The sequence below is a fragment of the Bradyrhizobium sp. S3.3.6 genome (genome assembly GCF_040546905.1).
In the GTDB taxonomy this organism is placed as follows: Bacteria; Pseudomonadota; Alphaproteobacteria; order Rhizobiales; family Xanthobacteraceae; genus Bradyrhizobium; species Bradyrhizobium cytisi.
In genome coordinates this window covers 612,479-626,738 of sequence record NZ_JBEPOT010000004.1, presented here as the reverse complement: position 1 = coordinate 626,738, position 14,260 = coordinate 612,479, and the positions used below count along the sequence as shown (strand labels likewise).

Sequence of the window (14,260 nt, the reverse complement as noted above, 5' to 3'; positions counted from 1 at the left end):
AGTTTCTCGTTTAGCCTGTCAGGGCGGTCGAGTTGTCGTCGTGCCCACAGGTTTTTGTGACGAGAACGAGAACAAAAACAAGAAGCGGCGAAGCCAAGCCTCGCCGCCCCAATTTTATCGCCCGCAGAGAGGCCGGACTCAGCTGTCAACGCAAGAGCTGTAGCACACTCTGCTGCGACTGGTTGGCGAGCGAGAGCGCGGACACCCCGATCGACTGGCGAGTCGACAGCGCCTGGCTGTTGGCCGCTTCCTCGTTGGTGTCGGCGAGCGTCAGGGCGGACGAACCGGTCTGCAGCACGTTGATGATCTGCTTCGAGAAATCCTGGCGGATCTGCACGATCGACAGGTTGGCGCCGAAGGCGGAGGCCTGCGACCGCAGCGTGGTGCTGGCGGCATTGAGCGAGGTCAGAACCTTGCCGGTCAGGACGTTGTCCGTGAAATCCACGCCGGCGGTCAACTGGCTCAGGCCGAGACCGTTCGGATTGAATGTCACGCCCGCGATCGTCAGCGTCGACTTGCCAGTCTCGTCGAAGATCATTTTCAGAGAGTTGCCATCGAGCAGGTTGACGCCGTTGAAAGAGGCGTCCTGCGCTGTGGTGGTAATCTGCTGAAGGATCTGGTTGTACTGGCTGACGAGGGTCGCCCTGGCTTGCTGCGAGATCGGGTCGGGCACCGCCGCAACGACGGCACCGCCTGCGCCACCGCCCGCGGCATTGCCGCTGATATTGATGGCGTCCAGCGTGACGGGAGCAGCGGGAGCGGCGGTACCCGTGATCACCTGTCCCGCACCATCATTGGTCGACGTAAGAGTCAGACTGTCAGGGCCGGTGATTGAGCCCGCGAGGTTGACGCCCGCATCCGCCAGTGCCTGATTGAGCTGTGCCAGCGACTGGACCTGTGCGGTCTTGGTCACCGGATTGAAGCTTGACGGGGCAGTGCCGATGGTGATCGTGGCAGCAGTGCCGGCGGAATTGGTAAACGTGTAAACGCCGCCGTTGAGCTTACTTGTCGTGAGGTCCGCGGAAGTGGCTCCGCCCGTCCCGGTGGGAGCGCCCGTGCCGGTGAACTGGATGTTTGATTTGGTGCTGTAGCCCGTGGGCTGCTGCAGCACCTGGTTGGCGATCGACTTCGCGGTATCGACCAGCTTCGACAGCGAGGTGATGCCGGTGTTGGCAGCCTGTAGGACCTGCACACCGTTGCCGATGCTGTCGAGCAAATTGCTGATGTCGCTGGCGCGGGCATCGAGACCGGCGGCGGTGAAGAAGTTGGTCGGATTGTCGAGCGCGCTGTTGACCTTCTTGCCGGTGGCGAGACGGCCCTGCGTGGTCGCGAGCAGATCAGCGGTGCCCTGCAGCGAGAGCAGGTTCTGACGGACTGCCGCGGTAAGGACGACGTCGGACATTTGAATGACTTCCCTTGTGTGCACCGCCGGCGTCCTAGTCCGGGTCAATGCGCTTTGTGGTTTCAGCCTCCGCAAGAGTGAACAAAAGCTTTTAAAATATGATTAACCACTGCTTACGAAATGTGGTTAACGATACGTTCCGATCGGCGACGGCTGGGGCAGTGCTGGACAACGCCGCGGTTCTGGCCGGGGAAATCCTGCTTCGGCCGAAACAGACCGGTGAGCGATGATCTCGAAAGCCGCGCTTGGTTCGAGCCCGAAACTCCCCTGGGTCAAATCTGATGACGCGAATTCGGGCAGCGAGTAAGTTAATCTTAATTGGCCGCCTTTAGGGGTTACAACGAGGAAGTCCGGAAACTTGTCAGACGGAACAAGGTTTGCTGAGGTGACGAATGTCTAGTGCTGCCGCTCAAGCCTACGCGCGCGTCGCGAGTACCACCTCATCCCCGCGCGATATTGAAGCCCAGACATTGTTGAAAGCGGCGAACAAGCTGCAAGCCGTCGTATCCGACCCCGATGCGAGCTATGTGCAGATGTCCGAGGCGTTGATCTATAACCGCAAGCTCTGGACAATCTTTCTCAGCGAAGCTCAGCGCGATGGGAACCCGCAGCCAATGGATGTTCGGCAGAACATCGCCAACATCAGCATCTTCGTGCTGTCCCAGACAGCGGCGCTGCAGATCAGCCCCCAGCGGGAGCACTTCAAGTCGTTGATCGAGATAAACCGCAACATTGCAGCCGGATTGAGCGGGCGCGCCTGAGCGGACGTGCCGATTGAGGTGAATTCAAGCGATGGCGGACATCCTTAGCATTCTGAGCAACAGCTATAAGACAGCGCCAACGGCTTCGTCATCGAATGTGAAGTATGTTCCGGTCGATTCCACCCTTTATACCGGAACCTGGAAGGGGACGTATTCCACAGGCGAGAAGTTTTCGTTCTCAATCTCTGACGTTCAAGGATTTCGCGCCAAGGTCAAATACCAGAGCGGCACGGGCCCAGTTCAGTACCAGGACGTGCTGATCAAGGAAAATTCCTTCCGAATCGGCGACTCCAAGTTCCTGCTGAAGAAGATCGGTCACGCGCAGATCAAGACGGTCGTCACCAATCCTGCGACCGGAGCGAACGTGCTCAATACGGCGTACGCCGACCTGGTCTGATCGCGGCATCGCGAAGCGTCCTGGTCACCGATCCGCGTTGTCGCGCCGCGGTAGTTAATGTCTCGTTAACCAAACCCATTTACCGTTTGGCAACGGAAATCCGCGCTACGGCCGGCAAGCCGACCGTTCGAAAGTAGCTCAGCCGGCCCGTGCGCAGCCGGCGGTGGGGTTCCCCCCGATGAACCTGGTCAGCTCGCTGGAGCAGGAGTCTTTCATCTCTCGCTTCGTCGCAGACGGCTTGTTTTTGGTATGAGCGCAGGAGGTAACAGCGATGGCGCTGAAAGTTGAACTGAAGCCCTTCGAGCGAATCATCATCGGCCAAAGCCTCATCACCAACTCAGATGCGCGAACCAGGCTATTGATCTCGGGAGAGGCGCCGATTATGCGGGAGAAGGATCTCCTGACCGCGGAGACCGCCGACACGCCGGTGAAGCGGCTCTATCTTTGCGTTCAGATGATGTACCTCGAGAACGACATCCCGAAATACCAGGAGCTCTATGTGAGCTTCGTCAAGGATCTGCTCGAGGCGGTGCCAAGCTTCAGAACGTCGATCGAGGCTGCAAGCAAGCTGATCCTGAGCGGCTCTCTGTACAATTCATTGAAGGAGATCCAGAAACTCGTCAAACGGGAGGACGAGTTGCTGAAGCAGAGCGTTTAGCTCTGCTGATCAGCCTCCACGACTTCAGGCGCTGCGGTCGGTCGACAGCGGGCGTTCTGCGTCGGCCTTGCTGAGGTCGAGCGCGTGAAAATAGGCGCGGCGGCGCAGCATCGCTTCGTCCGGAAATTGCTCCACGACCTGGTCGGTCTTCTCGTTGACGACCTGGAAAACGAAGGATGCGGCGGCCTGGTTGAACACGACCTGGCGCGAAACGTTCTGACTGTACAGATCATTGCGCGCGGCGGCGCCAGCGTCGCTCGCGCTGACGGTCTGGCTCGCGGGCAAATCGGTCCGCACGGCGTCGTTGGCCGCCGCGCTCGACGTCGCTATGGGTAGCGCGGCGACCGGTATCCCCACCGGCCTGATGCTGAAATCTGTACTCATGGCAGCCTCCTGGTTGCCTTGTGTGAGTCAAATCCCAACCCCTCTCAATACGCAACCATGGAACACCAGGATTGAACACCGGGTAAGCAAACGTGACTAACCGCGCGACGCTTTCGCCGCACGGTTTTTCGTAAAATTGGATGGAGTTCCTTGTCTGCGTCAGAGCGTGCGGCTGACCGCGAGCGGCGTGATGTGACGCGGGCCAGGCGTGGCGCGGCGTCCCGCCGCCGTATAGGTATTCGGCACGTTGCGCTTCTGGATCTCGGCATTGACGCCGCGCACGACGCTCTCGGAGACCGCATGCGCGGTCGCGAGCACGGTGAGATTGACCTGAAGCATGGCGCGGAAGGCGTCGTGGTGGCGGTGCAGCGTCGAGAGCAGCTCAGGCGCGGATTTCGAAAGCTGGGCCTGGCTCGCCTTCAACTGGCTGACAGCGCCGGCGTAGCGCCGCGACAGCTCCTGCTTCTGGCTTTCCATCATCATCGCTTCGCGAACCTTGCCGGCACGGACGAGCTCGGTCTCGCGCTCGATCAGGCCGAGCAGGGCGCTCATCGCGTCCATCAGGTCCTCTGCGAGCTTGCGCGCCGCGGCGCTCTCGGGCGTATTGTTCGGGCGCTGCGCTGGCATCGGCCGACGTGACGCGTTGAAGTGGTTCATCTCGTTTGACCTTATGCCGTACGAAGAGTGGTTTTGGCCTGCTGCATGATCAGGGTACGGTAGACGTCGCGGGCGACACCGACGCCGCCGGCATTGGCGAAGTTCTTGGAATATTGCTCGGTCAGCATCGAGCGCCAGACGCCGGTGCCTGGCGTATCGCCGAACGGGCCTTCGCCCTTCAGCCCCGAAGTCATCTGCGCGAACATGCTGTTGAGGAACATGCCCTCGAAGTCAGTGGCGGTCTTCTGCGTCTTGGCCTGCTGCTGCGGCGAGACCTTTTGCAACGCTGCGGCGAGCTCGAAATCGGGACGGCCGTTGCGGCTTTCCACGGAGAACGCTGGGTTCGAGAGTGCGGCGGTGACGACGTGTGCGGTGTTGATCATGCCGGTCTGCATCACATCACCTCTATGTCGGCTTCGATCGCACCCGCGGCCTTGATCGCCTGGAGGATGCTGATGAGGTCGCGCGGGCCGATGCCGAGGCCGTTGAGGCCGTCGACGAGCTGCTGCAGCGAGACGCCGTCCTTGACGACGGCGAACTTCTTGCCGTCCTCGGTGACGCCGACGCTGGAGCGCGGCGTGACCACGGTGCGACCCCGCGACAGCGGGTTGGGTTGGCTCACTTGCGGGCTCTCGGAGATCGTGACCGTGAGATTGCCCTGCGCGACCGCGACGGTGGCGACGCGGACGTCGCGGCCCATCACGATGATGCCCGAGCGCTCGTCGATGACGATCTTGGCGGCGAGATCCGGATCGACCTGAAGCTGCTCGATCTCCGTCAGGAAGGCGACCACGTTGCCCTTGAACTCCGGCGGGATCGTCAGCTGCACTGTCGAGGGATCGATCGGCTCGGCGCTCTTGACGCCGAGATAGTCGTTGATCGCCGCTGCAATGCGCTTGGCGGTGGTGAAATCGGCGTTGCGCAGCGCGAGCCGCACGTTCGGCAGCCGGTTCAGCGCGAACTCGATCTCGCGCTCGATGATGGCGCCGTTGGCGATGCGTCCTACGGTCGGAACGCCGCGTACGATTTTGGCCGCTTCACCCTCGGCCTGGAAGCCGGAGATCGCGAGCGAGCCCTGTGCCACTGCATAGACGTTGCCGTCGGCGCCGAGGAGCGGGGTGACGAGCAGGGTGCCGCCGCGCAAATCCTTGGCATCGCCGAGCGCGGAGACGGTGACGTCCATGCGGGTGCCTTGCGTCGCGAATGCCGGCAGATTGCCGGTCACCATGACGGCGGCGACGTTGCCGGTGCGGATGGTGGCGCCGCGGATGTTGACGCCCATGCGCTCAAGCATCGCTTGCAGCGACTGCTTCGTGAAGGGGATGTTGTTGAGGGTGTCGCCGGTGCCGTTGAGGCCGACGACGAGGCCGTAGCCGATGAGCTGGTTCTGCCGCACGCCTTCGATATTGGCGAGATCCTTGATGCGCGAGGTCGCATGCGCAGGCGCGACCGAGAGCGCCAGCGCTGACAGCGCGGCGCAGGCCACCCCAACAATCCTCACCCAACGAACGCCTGGCATCCTCTGCTCCCCGAGGCTCCTCACATCTCGGACCATCTGCGACACTCCCATGACGAGCTGGTCCGACGCTTTCCTTGCGAGCGCTGTGCCAACACGGGGCAGAGGGGGTAGTCGATTGAATAGGTTGAATAAATCTCTTCGGATCGGTGCCAGCCGGCATTCGCCCTAAGGAGCGAAACTGCCGCCTGTCGGCAGATTTTGCCGGGCCGTTTACGCCCCGTTAACCATAAAGCGGCGAATGTGGCGCATCGATCACCCGGATTGCTCCGATGCGCATCTACGGACCGAATGGCACCACGCTTGGAACGCCGGCCAGCCAGGCCAGGCGAACGAGCTCCGGCACCTTCGTGCTGCCCGACACGAATTCGGCGCAGGAGACCCGCGCTGCGGCCGCACCCAAGGCCTCCGCCAACATCGATGCGCTGCTCGCGCTGCAAGGCATCGAGGAAGATCCGGTCGAGCGCCGCAAGCGCTCGGTCGTCCGCGGCAAGACCGCGCTCGACGTGCTCGACGATCTCAAGATGGGACTCTTGTCCGGCAATCTCGATACATCGACCGTGATGCGGCTGCGCGATGCGGCTGCGAACCTGAAATCGTCCTCCGGCGATCCCGGTCTCGATTCCGTGCTGTCCGAGATCGAGCTGCGCGTCGAGGTCGAGCTGGCCAAGGCCGGGCAGGCGTAGTCGTCCAGCGGATCATTTGAGGCGCTTACGGAACGGCTTTACGCCGCTTCGTCTTTCTGCTGCGAATCGTAGCGGCGCTGGGCGGCGAGCACGTCTTTCAGATTTTCCTCGGCCCAATCGCGCAACGGATCGACCGCGGCGGCGAGCGTCACACCGAGCTGCGTGATCGAATATTCAACCGTCACCGGCACGGTCGCGATGGCGCGGCGCTTGATCAAGCCGTCGCGCTCGAGCGACTTGAGAACCTGGCTCAGCATCTTCTGCGAGATGCCTTCAATCGTGCGGCGTAACTGATTGAAGCGCATCGGCTCCTCGCGCAGCAACAACAGGATCAGCACGGCCCATTTGTCGCCGACGCGATCGAGGATCTGGCGCGTTGGACAATCGGCTGCATAGACGTTGGGTTTCATCTCATTCCTCGCACTTGCTTTCGGCTTGCCGGTTACTCCCGCGTAATCAGGTAAGCACAAAGTGCTCTCTTAACACCAGCGTTCCTTACGATATCTAGTCACCATTGGTTACTACAGAAGCGAAGGAGCCTTCCATGAAAATCGCAGTTGCCGGCGCCTCGGGCCGGGCCGGTTCGGAGATCACCAAGGAACTGTCTCGCCGCGGCCACGGCGTCACCGCCATCGCACGGAACCCGGAGAAGATTGCAATCCTGCCGAACGTCACCCCGACCAAGGGCGACGTGCTCGACCAGGCCGGCCTGTCCAAGCTCTGGGCCGGGCACGATGTGGCCATCAGTTCCGTCCACTTCCTGGCGAGCGACCCGCACAAGTTGATCGGCGCGGCCAAGGACGCCAAGGTCGGGCGCTATCTGGTTGTCGGCGGCGCCGGCAGTTTGGAGGTCGCGCCCGGCGTCAAACTGGTCACAACCCCCGGTTTTCCGGCCCAATACAAGGCCGAGGCGGAGGCGGGTGGGGCCTTTCTCGACCTGCTGCGCCAGGAAAAGGAGCTGAACTGGACCTTCATCTCGCCCTCGGCGCTGTTCATCGAGGGGGAGCGGACCACCAGGTTCCGGCTCGCTACCGATCAGCTTCTCGCAGATGCGAACGGCAAGAGCTGGATCAGCTTCGCCGACTACGCCATCGCGCTCGCCGATGAGATCGAGAAGCCGGCCCATTTGAGGCAGCGTTTCACGGTCGGCTACTAGCTCGGCTTTTGGCCGCCCCCGGGCCCTCCCGGATAAACCTTCCTGTGCAAGGGCTTGGGGGCGCTAACTGCGCTATTAAGGAAATATTGTCTGTCACATGGGGTAGCTATATAAGCCCCGGCTCAACGGACCCCGTTCCGTTCATGAGTCGTTGCTTGAGAAGATAGGCCGCCCTTGGAAAAGTTGAAAAACTACCGACCGACCGAAAAAGAGCCTTTCATGAACGACCGGCAGAAGGAGTACTTCCGTATGAAGCTCCTCGCCTGGAAGGATGAGATCCTCAAAGAGTCCAAGCTCACGCTGCAGGCTCTGCAGGAGGAGAACGTGAACCACCCCGATCTCGCCGATCGGGCATCGTCCGAAACCGACCGCGCCATCGAACTCCGCGCCCGCGACCGCCAGCGCAAGTTGATCGCCAAGATCGACGCCGCGCTCCAGCGCATCGAGGACAACACCTACGGCTATTGCGAGGATACCGGCGAGCCGATCTCTTTGAAGCGGCTCGAGGCCCGGCCCATCGCAACGCTCTCGGTGGAAGCGCAGGAGCGCCACGAGAAACGCGAGAAGGTCTATCGCGACGAATAGAGTCCGGGCCGCAGCGATGCGGCTCTTTGTTTTTGGGCTCACGGCGCTGTTTCGCGCCGTAATCGATATTTTTGCCTGACGTTTGCCGCCGCGCGCTTCGACGCGCGAGCGCAATCGCGAAAAGTGAATCGCGATCAAGGAGGTAGAGTCGATTGCTGCAAGCTCACCTGAGTTCACATCAGAAACAGCCTTCACTTCAGGTGCGGGAGGTTTTGCGAGTCGCATCAACGAGATCGTCTCGGATGCTGAGACACTGATCCAGCGGCTTCACTGCAATCAGGCTTCATGCGACGCTATAAGGCGTGCATCTCCATAAGCCCTGGACCAGCTCAATATTTCCTTAAACGGCGGCAGCAGGCCGCAAGCCGCATCCTGCGGCGGGAACTGGGACCGCGGGCGCGCCGGGTTCCGCGGCTCCAGGCCCGGACTGGCCGGTGCGGCGCGCCGCGAGCCGGATTCCCTTGTAGGCGGTCGTGCCGATGCTCGGCCGCGTCAGGCATTCCAGCAGCGTCAAGGATCCGGCTCGGCCTGGTCAAGGCGTGATGCCACAAGCCGCCCGCGCTTGTCAGGCCCGGGCGGGGATGCTCCACTGCCGCCCTCGATTGGGTAGCGTGGGAGCCGGCGCCGATGGACAAAATTCTCGAAGCCGCAAAGGCGATCGCGCTGGCGCGCCGCAACCATGCGCCGCTCGCAGCGCTCGAGGTTCCGCCTGATGACGAGGCCGAGGGCTATCAGGTCCAGCGCGCGCTGCATGATCTGCTGCTGAAGAATGTCGGGCCGCTGGTCGGCTACAAGATCGGCTGCACCAGCCAGGTGATGCAGGACTATATCGGCATCCCGCACCCCTGCGGCGGCGGCGTGTTCCAGAAGGGCGTGCACGACAGCGGCGTCAAGCTCGCGGCCTCCGACTATGTCCATGTCGGCGTCGAGTGCGAGATCGCTGTGCGCCTGAAGCGCAACCTCGCCGCCGGCGAGGCGCCGTTCACCGCCGAATGGGTCGGCGAAGCCGTCGAGGCCTATCATCCCGCGATCGAGATCGTCGACGACCGCTACGTGAAATGGGAGACGATGGGCGCGCCGACGCTGATTGCGGATGATTTCTTTGCTGCCGGCTGCGTGCTGGGTACCTCCGTTCCGCGCTCGTCGGTGCCGGACCTGAAGGCGGTCAAGGGCCGCGCCCTCGTCAATGGCGAGGAGGTCAGCCACGGCACCGGCGCCGACGTGCTCGGCCATCCCCACAACGCACTCGCCTGGCTCGCCAACCACCTCGCCGCCGAAGGCAAGGGCCTGCATGCGGGACAGCTCGTGCTGACCGGAAGCCTCGTGAAGACGCTGTGGCTGAAAGCCGGCGACAAGGTGCGGATGGAGCTGGACGGGTTGGGAGTGGTGGAGGCGGAGTTTACGTGAGGCGTTGCGACTCTCTCCGATGTCATTCCCCACAAAGGCGGGAATCCAGTACACCGTGCTGTATCGGTTCAGCAACGAAGGTCTCGGAGTACTGGATCGTCCGCCTTCGCGGACGATGACAGCAACACCTTGCAAAATACATGCGGCCCTCGCCAGGGGAGCTGGCGAGGGCCGCGTCGTACATCGTCGTTCGCGCCTAGGTTCGCGAACACGATGTGGGAGCTCGGGAGAGGGCTAGAAGGGCAGCAGCACGTCCATGACTTGCTGGCCGTAGCGCGGCTGCTGCACGTCCGTGATCTGGCCGCGGCCGCCATAGGCGATGCGGGCCTGCGCGATCTTGCTGGAATCGATGGTGTTGTCGCTCTGGATGTCTTCGGGGCGGACGATGCCGGCGACCACGAGCTCGCGGATCTCGAAGTTGACCCGGATCTCCTGCTTGCCTTCGACCACGAGGTTGCCGTTCGGCAGCACCTGGGTCACGACCGCCGCGACGTTGGTCTGCAAGGCTTCCGTGCGCTGCACGCTGCCCTTGCCGTCGCTGGAGGCGGTGGAGTCGGCGGTGAGGATGCGGCCGGGCAGCACCTTCTGCGCCTGGACGCCGAGCGTCTTCGAGCCGATGAAATCGGTGATGCCCGAATCTTCCGAATTGGTACGGCTGCGCTGGGTCTCGTTGGAGAGATTGGCCTTGTCGGTGATATTGACCGTCACGGTCAGGAGGTCGCCGACATGGGTCGCGCGCTGATCCTTGAAGAAGGCGCGGCTGCCGTTCCGCCACAGCGAGTTCGGATTGTAGGAGGCGACTTCCGGCTTCGGCATCGGCATCTGCACCGGCTTGTAGCCGGGCTGCGTCGTCGGATTGTCGATTGCCGACAGCTTCGGTTGCTCGCCGATCTGCGACAGACGGTCGATCGAGGAGCAGCCGCTTGCGAGCGCGCAAGTGGCGAGCAGCAGGGCAGAGATCGCGATACGACGAAGACGGGAAGCCGAACTGAACGAGGACATGACTTACTCTGACTTGGCTGGAGCTTGCTTGGCTGGAGCTTGCGAGACGCGAACTTGCGGGATCTGGGCTTGTGCGATCTGCGCCGGTGACGCGGGGGCCTGGACCAGGTTCCGGACGAGGGCTGCAGTGTCGACGGGAGCGGGCGCTTCGTCACGCCTAAGCGAGGAGGTCTGCTCGACCGCAGTCTCCATCGGTGCGGACTGGCTGGCGCCCAGCACGGTCACCTGGCCGCGGCCGGTGACGACGCCGGTCAGCGTACGCTTGGTCTGCAAATTGAGGACGCTCACGGTGTCGCCCTCGGAGCCACTCTCGATCGCCTTGCCGCGGGTGGTAAGGTAGATTCCGGGGACCTGGTAGATGACGGTGACGCTCTGGTCGCGCGACACGAATTCGGGCTTGGCGATGTCGGCGGCGCGGATCGGCGTGCCCGCGCGCATCGGCCGGCGAAGCTGCATACCGACCGCGCGGTCGCGCAGCGCAGGTTCGCCCGTCACTTCGGCCTTTGGCCGTCGCTCCTGCGCGACGTCGGAAGATTTCAGCGTCTCGGTGCGTTCGATGTCGCGGGTCAGGACGGCGACCTCCACGGTCTCGATCGCGGTGCCGGTGAAGCGCAGCTTGGTCGGCGCCGGGTTGCTGTCGTTGTTGATCTCGAAGGCGATGTCGAAGCGGCCGCTGCGGGCATCGTAGCGTGTCGCAACCGGCTGCAGCACGCCGGTGTTGGAGGCATCGAGCCGCATGTCGGAAATGCCGCGGTCGAAGGTCACGGTGATGTTGGCGGCGTCGCCAAGCCCGAAGCGGCGCTCGAGCGCGGAGCCGACCGCGTTTTCGAGATCCTTGTTGGCAAAGGTGCGGGCAAGCCGCGTGACCTGGACTTCCCTGATGTCGCCGGTCATCACGCCGATCACCTGCTTGGCGCGGAGCACGCTCACGACCTGGGCAACAGGCAATGCGCCGGTGGTGCCGAGATCGGGCGAGCGGTAGACCGCAATCAGCGCGGCCGAGCCGGCGTTCTCGATGAGGTCGCCGACCCGCACCACGTCGGACGTGACGGTGATGCTGGCGCGCAGCGTCGGCGCGGCGATGCCGTCGTCGGCGGCCTGCGCCGGCAGCGCCAGCACGAGCAGGGCGGAGAGGGTGGCAAGCGTCGCGCGGATCATGATCATCACCTCAGCGGAACAGCGCCGTGGTCGATTGCATCATCTGGTCGGCGGCGCTGATCACCTTGGCGTTCATCTCGTAGGCGCGCTGCGCGGCGATCAGGTCGCTCATCTCCGAGACGACGTCGACATTGGCCTGTTCGAGGCTTCCTTGCGTGATCTTGCCGTAGCCCTCGGAGTTCGCGGTGCCGTCCTGCGGCGCGCCCGACGACGTCGTCTCGGTAAACTGGTTGCTGCCGACGGGCTGCAGGCCGGCCTTGTTGATGAAACGGGTCACGCCGATCTGGCCGAGGATGGTGTTGCTCGACGAGCCCGGCAGCGTCACCGACACCTGGCCCTGCTCGTTGACGGTGATGCCCGAGGCGTTGTTCGGGATCGTGATGGTCGGCTGCACCGGGTTGCCCTGCGCAGTGACGACGCGGCCCTGGTTGTCCATCTGGAACGTGCCGTCGCGGGTGTACTGGTAGGTGCCGTCAGGCATCAGGATCTTGAAAAAGCCTTCGCCGGACATCGCGAGATCGAGGTCGTTGCCGGTCTGCGACAGCGTGCCCTGCGTCATGCTGCGCGGGGTGCCGACGGTCTTGACGCCGCCGCCGATGTCAACGCCGACCGGCAGAATGGTGCCCTGGTCCGAGGCCTGCGCGCCGACGCGGCGGATGTGTTCGTAGATCAGGTCCTGGAACGCTGCGGTCTGCTTCTTGAAGCCGGTGGTGCGCAGGTTGGCGATGTTGTTGGAGATCACCTGAACGTTCAGTTCCTGTGCCGCCATTCCGGTCGCAGCGGTGTGGAGCGCTTGCATGTCAGTGGTCCCCTAATCAGGCCGGAACGTCGGCGAGCTTTTCGATCGCCGATTTGTGGAGGTCGCTCTGCTGCTGGAGCAGGTTGGCGATCGCGGTGTAGCTGCGCATGACCTCGACCATGCGGCTCATCTCGCCGACCGAATTCACGTTCGACTTCTCGATGTAGCCCTGCTGCAGGGTGGACTTGGCGTCGGTCTGCTGGTTGGCGGAGCCGGCGCCGTAGAGATTGGCGCCGAGCTTGGTCAGCTTGGCCGGATCGTCGAACGTCACCATGCGGATCTTGCCGCGGATCGAGTCGGTCTTGGCCGTGCCTTCGAGCACCGTGACGGTGCCGTCTGGGGAGACGTTGATGTCGTGGTCGGTCGGCTGGAAGACGATCGGGCCGCCGGTGCCGAGCACGAGATTGCCGTCGGAGGTCATAAGCTGGCCGGTGCTGCTGAGCGCGAACTTGCCGTCGCGGGTGTAACGCTCGGCGCCATTGGCCTGCACGGCGAAAAAGGCGTTGCCGCTGATCGCCATGTCGAGCGGGTTGTTGGTCGCCTCCATTGGCCCCTGGCCGACGTCGCGGTAGGTGCCGCGGTCCTGCACATAGGAGACGCGGCGGTCGGAGCCGACGAAATTGTCCTCATGCGCGTTCGAGTTGAGATACTCCTCGAACAGCGAATGGTCGGCCTTGAAGCCGTTGGTATTGGCATTGGCGACGTTGTTGGCGATGACATCCATCTGCCGTTCCAACGTCATCTGCCGTGACAAGCCGATCAGAAGCGCATTCTGCATCGGTCAATCTCCCCTGCGTGAGATCCGCCATTTCGCTCTCCCAAGCGCCTTGGCCGATCCCGTGAACAAGACCGTCGGGTTCTCCCAAACCGTTCAGTCTCGCCCCTCTCTCAGCGAAAGCCGTGCCAACTTGAAATGAGATGCAATTACAATGAGTTGGCTATTTTTCAGCGGCGTGGGCGGGGGGCAGAAAGGTTCTGTTAGCCATGTTTGCCCGGCAGATTTTTCCTAGTGGAGGCCCGATCGAAAGGTTCCGTTAACCATTATTACCGTAGCGTTTGCAGGTAAGAGGAGCGCTTTGCGCTGGGGCATTTGTATCGCGTCACTGTCTGCCAGGAGGCTTCGCTCTTTCGGCCCTTTTTGAGATGAGCGAGCCCGGACGATCATGGCAGAGAATGGAGCGGAAGGCGGTGCAGTCGCCGAAGGCGCGGAAGCCGCTGCCCCCAAAAGCAAGTTCAAGCTGATCCTGATCGTCGTCGGCGCGCTGGTCGTGCTCGGCGGCGGTGCCGCGACCTGGTTCCTGTTCTTCCGCCATGGCGAAGACGAGCACCATGCCGAGGTCGCACCCCCGCCGAAGCCGCCGGTATTCGTCGAGGTGCCCGACATGATGGTCAACCTCGCCGGCGCGCCCGGCGAACGCGTGCAATATCTGAAGCTCAAGATCGTGCTCGAGCTGAAGGAAGAGAAGCAGGTCGAGGCGATCAAGCCGACGATGCCGCGCGTCACCGACATCTTCCAGACCTATGTGCGCGAGCTGCGCTCCTCCGACCTCAACGGCTCCGCCGGCATCTTCCGTCTCAAGGAAGAGCTGACCAAACGCGTCAACGCCGCGGTCGCGCCGGTGCAGGTCAGCGCGGTGCTGTTCAAGGAAGTCGTGCTCCAGTGAGGATGCTGCGGAAGGGTACGGGCTAGCG

General features: G+C 62.9%; 18 protein-coding genes. 8 read left to right on the top strand and 10 right to left on the bottom strand.

The genetic code is table 11. The features are described 5' to 3' along the window. Positions 1-145: 145 nt before the first annotated feature. Complete coding sequence (locus tag ABID59_RS15775; protein WP_354083947.1) at positions 146-1,402, bottom strand: flagellin N-terminal helical domain-containing protein; 1,257 nt, start codon at positions 1,400-1,402, stop codon at positions 146-148. Positions 1,403-1,794: 392 nt separating this feature from the next. On the opposite strand from ABID59_RS15775, the gene flaF reads away from it, so the two are divergent. From flaF to flbT, 3 genes are all read left to right on the top strand, one after another. Next, the gene (flaF, locus tag ABID59_RS15770) at positions 1,795-2,163 is read left to right on the top strand and encodes a flagellar biosynthesis regulator FlaF (protein ID WP_354083946.1); all 369 of its coding nucleotides are present in this window, start codon (positions 1,795-1,797) and stop codon (positions 2,161-2,163) included. A 31-nt stretch (positions 2,164-2,194) separates the two neighbouring features. Further along, a complete protein-coding gene (locus tag ABID59_RS15765) occupies positions 2,195-2,560 on the top strand; it encodes a hypothetical protein (RefSeq protein ID WP_148751345.1) in 366 nt (121 codons plus the stop codon). Between the two features lie 271 nt (positions 2,561-2,831). Continuing rightward, on the top strand, positions 2,832-3,218 hold the full coding sequence (gene flbT, locus ABID59_RS15760; RefSeq protein WP_148751346.1) for a flagellar biosynthesis repressor FlbT: 387 nt from the start codon (positions 2,832-2,834) through the stop codon (positions 3,216-3,218). 24 nt (positions 3,219-3,242) lie between these two features. Here the strand turns inward: flbT and ABID59_RS15755 are convergent, their stop codons facing one another. From ABID59_RS15755 to ABID59_RS15740, 4 genes are all read right to left on the bottom strand, one after another. After that, positions 3,243-3,602, bottom strand: a complete 360-nt coding sequence (locus ABID59_RS15755) for a hypothetical protein (protein ID WP_148751347.1) — start codon at positions 3,600-3,602, stop codon at positions 3,243-3,245. 159 nt (positions 3,603-3,761) lie between these two features. Then, entirely contained in the window at positions 3,762-4,259 is a 498-nt protein-coding gene (locus ABID59_RS15750; RefSeq protein ID WP_354083945.1) for a hypothetical protein, read from the bottom strand. A gap of 11 nt (positions 4,260-4,270) precedes the next feature. Then, complete coding sequence (gene flgJ, locus ABID59_RS15745) at positions 4,271-4,654, bottom strand: flagellar assembly peptidoglycan hydrolase FlgJ (protein WP_354033223.1); 384 nt, start codon at positions 4,652-4,654, stop codon at positions 4,271-4,273. Continuing rightward, on the bottom strand, positions 4,654-5,778 hold the full coding sequence (locus tag ABID59_RS15740; protein ID WP_354083944.1) for a flagellar basal body P-ring protein FlgI: 1,125 nt from the start codon (positions 5,776-5,778) through the stop codon (positions 4,654-4,656). The genes flgJ and ABID59_RS15740 overlap by 1 nt, the downstream gene beginning before the upstream one ends. 269 nt (positions 5,779-6,047) lie before the next feature. Here ABID59_RS15740 and ABID59_RS15735 point away from each other — a divergent pair, with 269 nt between their 5' ends. Then, positions 6,048-6,461 (top strand): flagellar assembly protein FliX, encoded by a 414-nt coding sequence (locus tag ABID59_RS15735; protein WP_354083943.1) that lies wholly within the window; start codon positions 6,048-6,050, stop codon positions 6,459-6,461. 38 nt (positions 6,462-6,499) lie between these two features. On the opposite strand, the gene ABID59_RS15730 is transcribed toward ABID59_RS15735, so the two are convergent. Beyond that, complete coding sequence (locus ABID59_RS15730; RefSeq protein WP_148751352.1) at positions 6,500-6,871, bottom strand: winged helix-turn-helix transcriptional regulator; 372 nt, start codon at positions 6,869-6,871, stop codon at positions 6,500-6,502. 134 nt (positions 6,872-7,005) lie between these two features. Between ABID59_RS15730 and ABID59_RS15725 the strand changes: the two genes are divergently transcribed. From ABID59_RS15725 to ABID59_RS15715, 3 genes are all read left to right on the top strand, one after another. Beyond that, positions 7,006-7,617, top strand: coding sequence for an NAD(P)-dependent oxidoreductase (locus ABID59_RS15725; RefSeq protein WP_354083942.1), 612 nt, complete (start codon positions 7,006-7,008; stop codon positions 7,615-7,617). A 219-nt stretch (positions 7,618-7,836) separates the two neighbouring features. Further along, positions 7,837-8,202 (top strand): RNA polymerase-binding protein DksA, encoded by a 366-nt coding sequence (gene dksA, locus ABID59_RS15720; RefSeq protein WP_008142458.1) that lies wholly within the window; start codon positions 7,837-7,839, stop codon positions 8,200-8,202. Between the two features lie 627 nt (positions 8,203-8,829). Continuing rightward, positions 8,830-9,609 (top strand): 2-keto-4-pentenoate hydratase, encoded by a 780-nt coding sequence (locus ABID59_RS15715; RefSeq protein ID WP_354083941.1) that lies wholly within the window; start codon positions 8,830-8,832, stop codon positions 9,607-9,609. Positions 9,610-9,843: 234 nt separating this feature from the next. Here ABID59_RS15715 and flgH read toward each other — a convergent pair whose 3' ends face one another. From flgH to flgF, 4 genes are read right to left on the bottom strand one after another with little or no spacing between them, the layout of a single operon-like run. Next, positions 9,844-10,611, bottom strand: coding sequence for a flagellar basal body L-ring protein FlgH (flgH, locus tag ABID59_RS15710; protein ID WP_148751392.1), 768 nt, complete (start codon positions 10,609-10,611; stop codon positions 9,844-9,846). Positions 10,612-10,614: 3 nt separating this feature from the next. Continuing rightward, positions 10,615-11,769: a flagellar basal body P-ring formation chaperone FlgA gene (flgA, locus tag ABID59_RS15705; protein WP_354083940.1), complete on the bottom strand. Its 1,155-nt coding sequence runs from the start codon at positions 11,767-11,769 to the stop codon at positions 10,615-10,617. A 10-nt stretch (positions 11,770-11,779) separates the two neighbouring features. Beyond that, a complete protein-coding gene (gene flgG, locus ABID59_RS15700) occupies positions 11,780-12,568 on the bottom strand; it encodes a flagellar basal-body rod protein FlgG (RefSeq protein WP_148751394.1) in 789 nt (262 codons plus the stop codon). A 16-nt stretch (positions 12,569-12,584) separates the two neighbouring features. After that, complete coding sequence (flgF, locus tag ABID59_RS15695; protein ID WP_148751395.1) at positions 12,585-13,346, bottom strand: flagellar basal-body rod protein FlgF; 762 nt, start codon at positions 13,344-13,346, stop codon at positions 12,585-12,587. A gap of 385 nt (positions 13,347-13,731) precedes the next feature. Here flgF and fliL point away from each other — a divergent pair, with 385 nt between their 5' ends. Further along, the gene (gene fliL, locus ABID59_RS15690) at positions 13,732-14,232 is read left to right on the top strand and encodes a flagellar basal body-associated protein FliL (RefSeq protein ID WP_148751396.1); all 501 of its coding nucleotides are present in this window, start codon (positions 13,732-13,734) and stop codon (positions 14,230-14,232) included. The last annotated feature ends 28 nt before the right edge of the window (positions 14,233-14,260 follow it).

Coding starts and splice junctions, on each gene's coding strand:
- ABID59_RS15740 (WP_354083944.1), bottom strand. CDS start 5,778: ATGCCAGGCGTTCGTTGGGTGAGGATTGTTGGGGTGGCCTGCGCCGCG.
- ABID59_RS15750 (WP_354083945.1), bottom strand. CDS start 4,259: ATGAACCACTTCAACGCGTCACGTCGGCCGATGCCAGCGCAGCGCCCG.
- ABID59_RS15730 (WP_148751352.1), bottom strand. CDS start 6,871: ATGAAACCCAACGTCTATGCAGCCGATTGTCCAACGCGCCAGATCCTC.
- ABID59_RS15755 (WP_148751347.1), bottom strand. CDS start 3,602: ATGAGTACAGATTTCAGCATCAGGCCGGTGGGGATACCGGTCGCCGCG.
- ABID59_RS15775 (WP_354083947.1), bottom strand. CDS start 1,402: ATGTCCGACGTCGTCCTTACCGCGGCAGTCCGTCAGAACCTGCTCTCG.
- flgA (WP_354083940.1), bottom strand. CDS start 11,769: ATGATCCGCGCGACGCTTGCCACCCTCTCCGCCCTGCTCGTGCTGGCG.
- flaF (WP_354083946.1), top strand. CDS start 1,795: ATGTCTAGTGCTGCCGCTCAAGCCTACGCGCGCGTCGCGAGTACCACC.
- ABID59_RS15725 (WP_354083942.1), top strand. CDS start 7,006: ATGAAAATCGCAGTTGCCGGCGCCTCGGGCCGGGCCGGTTCGGAGATC.
- flgJ (WP_354033223.1), bottom strand. CDS start 4,654: ATGCAGACCGGCATGATCAACACCGCACACGTCGTCACCGCCGCACTC.
- ABID59_RS15715 (WP_354083941.1), top strand. CDS start 8,830: ATGGACAAAATTCTCGAAGCCGCAAAGGCGATCGCGCTGGCGCGCCGC.
- dksA (WP_008142458.1), top strand. CDS start 7,837: ATGAACGACCGGCAGAAGGAGTACTTCCGTATGAAGCTCCTCGCCTGG.
- flgF (WP_148751395.1), bottom strand. CDS start 13,346: ATGCAGAATGCGCTTCTGATCGGCTTGTCACGGCAGATGACGTTGGAA.
- flbT (WP_148751346.1), top strand. CDS start 2,832: ATGGCGCTGAAAGTTGAACTGAAGCCCTTCGAGCGAATCATCATCGGC.
- ABID59_RS15735 (WP_354083943.1), top strand. CDS start 6,048: ATGCGCATCTACGGACCGAATGGCACCACGCTTGGAACGCCGGCCAGC.
- flgH (WP_148751392.1), bottom strand. CDS start 10,611: ATGTCCTCGTTCAGTTCGGCTTCCCGTCTTCGTCGTATCGCGATCTCT.
- ABID59_RS15765 (WP_148751345.1), top strand. CDS start 2,195: ATGGCGGACATCCTTAGCATTCTGAGCAACAGCTATAAGACAGCGCCA.
- fliL (WP_148751396.1), top strand. CDS start 13,732: ATGGCAGAGAATGGAGCGGAAGGCGGTGCAGTCGCCGAAGGCGCGGAA.
- flgG (WP_148751394.1), bottom strand. CDS start 12,568: ATGCAAGCGCTCCACACCGCTGCGACCGGAATGGCGGCACAGGAACTG.